Annotated in this window: 4 protein-coding genes; all 4 read left to right on the plus strand. The window is 53.8% G+C overall.

Annotated elements, in window-relative coordinates; genetic code table 11:
* On the plus strand, window positions 1-297 hold a 297-nt coding region (locus ACLQ7H_RS21605), incomplete at its 5' end, for a GNAT family N-acetyltransferase (RefSeq protein WP_411754432.1).
* 78 nt (window positions 298-375) lie between these two features.
* Complete coding sequence (locus ACLQ7H_RS21610) at window positions 376-1,209, plus strand: DUF1460 domain-containing protein (RefSeq protein WP_411754433.1); 834 nt, start codon at window positions 376-378, stop codon at window positions 1,207-1,209.
* 117 nt (window positions 1,210-1,326) lie between these two features.
* Window positions 1,327-2,139, plus strand: coding sequence for a MetQ/NlpA family lipoprotein (locus tag ACLQ7H_RS21615; protein ID WP_411754434.1), 813 nt, complete (start codon window positions 1,327-1,329; stop codon window positions 2,137-2,139).
* Between the two features lie 132 nt (window positions 2,140-2,271).
* Window positions 2,272-3,297 carry a MerR family transcriptional regulator gene (locus ACLQ7H_RS21620; RefSeq protein WP_411754435.1) on the plus strand — a complete coding sequence of 342 codons (1,026 nt, stop codon included), beginning with the start codon at window positions 2,272-2,274 and terminating at the stop codon, window positions 3,295-3,297.
* Window positions 3,298-3,431 lie beyond the last annotated feature (134 nt).

The following is a 3,431-nucleotide window of genomic DNA, read 5'->3' on the forward strand; positions in this document are numbered from 1 at the left end:
AAAAACTGGAACGACTATACGCTGATCGAAGAAATTGCCGTTAGCCGCCAAGCTCGTCGCCAAGGCGTGGCCACAGCGCTATTGGATGCCGCACGCATTTGGGCTCGCGATCAAGACACCGCAGGGCTGATGCTGGAAACGCAAAACAATAATCTGACCGCCTGCAGTTGCTATCAGCACTATGGCTTTGTACTGGGTGGCATCGATCATTTACTCTATCGTGGGCAGCCGGACATTGCCGACCATGAGATCGCACTGTTCTGGTATCTGCCGTTCAATAATGAAGTGGGCTACTGATTTACCACTTTTGGGTGACGCAGGGTTTATCTTGCGCACGCCATACTGGCCAAACCAATGATCGCTTGGGAGAGAGGGATGCGTGGCTTGGCCCTGATAATAGTGAGCACGGCGCTGATGGGTTGCAGCGGTAAACAACCGGTCAAAATCCCGGTAGAATCGCTACCGCAACAGGTAAAATCTCTGACAATGGCGATAGCAATGGACGATTACACAGTAAACAAACTGCATGCAGCGCTGGCCCTGCATGCGGCGGTGCCAGAAATCGATAAAGGGCGGGCCATCGAGCTGCTCTCGCAGACTTTCCTGGAAACGCCTTACATAGCCAACCGGCTGATCGGTTCCGCCACCACGGCGGAACAGTTGGTGATCGATTTCCGTGGGGTAGATTGCTTTACCTATCTGGATTACGTGCAGGCGCTCAGAACCGCCACCAGCGAAAATGAGTTCGTCGAAAACGTGATTCAGACGCGCTATATCAATGGAGATGTCAGTTTCCAGCAGCGCAAGCATTTCTTCACCGACTGGGCATACACCCGCCAGATCCTGGCCGATGACGTTACCGCGCAACTCAGCCCACACGCTATCACCGTAGCCAAACAGCTCAACCGCAAAGCGGATGGCGAGCTCTATCTGCCTGGCGTCGCGGTCACCGAGCGCAGCGTCACCTATATCCCCAGCGAGTTTATTGATGAGCAGGTGATTAGCCAATTGCAGACCGGCGACTATATCGGCATCTATACCAAGCTGGCTGGGCTGGACGTTACCCATACCGGCTTCTTTATCATGACCCAAAATGGGCCGGTGCTGCGCCATGCTTCCTCACGCCCGGAAAACCACAAAGTGATCGATTCGGCCTTTGCCAGCTATGTGCTGAATACGCCGGGCATCGTGGTGTTACGGCCGCGCTGATCGCCGCGTTATGAGCTATAAGAAATTGTGCTTAACCAGGATTTGACTTGGCTACGGCCATAGGTTTAGCTGTTGGCACAACTCTACCGATCTTATTGTTTTTACAGGGAGTCACTCATGGCAATTGTTTGGCGCTGCACCGCTTTGGCTGCGGCACTAGCAGCAACGCTGTTATTACAAGGGTGCGATCAGCAGCCCGATCAAAACCAAATCAAAGTTGGCGTGATTAACGGTGCAGAGCAGGACGTGGCGGAGGTCGCCAGACGGGTGGCCAAAGAGAAATACGGCCTGGACGTTGAGTTGATTGGTTTCAGCGGTTCGCTACTGCCCAATGATGCCACCGATAAAGGGGAACTGGATGCCAACGTATTCCAGCACCGTCCCTTCCTGGAACAGCAAAATAAAGATCACGGCTACCAACTGGTGGCGGTAGGCAATACCTTTGTGTTCCCAATGGCTGGCTATTCGAAAAAGATCAAATCGCTGTCAGAGTTGCAGGACGGCGCCGTGATTGCCATCCCGAACGATCCCACCAACCTGGGCCGCGCACTTTTGCTACTGAAAAAAGTTGGTCTGATCGAACTTAAGCAGGGTAAAGGCCTGCTGCCAACCTCGCTGGATATCAGTGCCAACCCGCACAACTACCAGATTATGGAGCTGGAAGGTGCGCAACTGCCCCAGGTATTGGACGATCCTAAAGTCGCGGTGGCGGTGATCAGCACCACCTACATCAATCAGATTGGCCTCACGCCGACCAAAGACGGGATTTTTATCGAGGATAAAGATTCGCCGTACACCAACATCGTGGTAGCGCGCGAAGATAATAAAGATGCGCAAAACGTGCAGAACTTCGTGAAAGCCTACGAGTCCGATGAAGTCGCCAAAGCGGCAGAGAAAATCTTCAACGGTGGTGCAGTGAAAGGCTGGTAACTCCCCCGCTCTCAGTTGCAGGTGCCGGTTACCGATGCCTGCAACGTTTCACAAAAATTCCCCACCTCCCTGCTTGACCCTCACGTAACGTCAGGCTGTAGTATCTCAGCTCACACCAGGGAGATAACCAGCATGTTACTGAAAGTCGGCGAACTAGCCCGCCGTTCGGGCATTACCATAAGAACCTTACATTATTACCACAACATTGAGCTGCTGGTTCCCTCTGCACGTTCTGATGCCGGATATCGCCTCTACAATCGGGAAGATATTACTCGCCTGCACCATATTCAAGCCTTGCGGCGAATGGGAGTTGCACTAGCAGAAATCGACTCGATTCTGGCGCACTCGGGGCTAGCGTTACCTGCGGTTATTGAACAGCAAATTGCCATGCTCGATCGGCAACTGACGCAAATAACCACGCTGCGCAGTCGCTTACAGCACATGCACGCCCAATTGACCCAAGGCAATGAACCCGAACTGAATGATTGGCTGACCACGTTGGAGATGATGACCATGTACGATAAATACTTTACCGCCGACGAACTGGCGCAGCTGCCGTTCTATCAGGCCGATGAAGCGCTGACTCGTGAATGGCAGGAGATGGTGAGCACGGTGCAAGAGCTGATGGAGGATGGAGTGACCGCCGAAGATCCGCGTGCTCAGGTTATTGCACGCCGCTGGATGTGTACGCTGGAGCGTGATACCGCAGGCAATCCGGCATTTCTGACCCGCCTCAACGCCATGCACGCCGATGAGCCTTCGATGCGCGAACAAACGGGGATCACACCGGCAATGACCGATTACATCACCCGTGCCTTTGCCGAAACCAAGCTGGCGATCTATCAAAAATACCTGTCTGATACCGAATATGCCTATGTCCGCGCTCACTATTTTGATCGCATTCAGGAATGGCCAGCGCTGATTGCTCAATTCCAGCAAGCGATGCAGCAGAAGGTTGCACCTGCATCGACACAGGCTAAACAGTTGGCGGCCCTTTGGCTGGAGCTGTTCCAGTCCTATGCCAGTGACAATCCGGCCACCCAGATGAAGATCCGCCAGGCGATGGAACAGGAGCCAACCTTGACCGAGGGCACCTGGCTCACGCCTGAGCTGTTGGACTATCTGCGCCAATGCATCACGCAACTGATGCGGGGGTAACCCGTGTCCCCTCACCCCAACCCTCTCCCACAGGGAGAGGGAGCTGTCCTGAGCGCGTAGTTAGCCCGTGCAGTTTCGGAAAGCAGAGGGTAAGAACAAGAAAGGCAAGGTATTACGCAAAGCAATCAACGAAC

The sequence above is a fragment of the Serratia sp. (in: enterobacteria) genome (genome assembly GCF_046715635.1).
Lineage (GTDB): Bacteria > Pseudomonadota > Gammaproteobacteria > Enterobacterales > Enterobacteriaceae > Chania.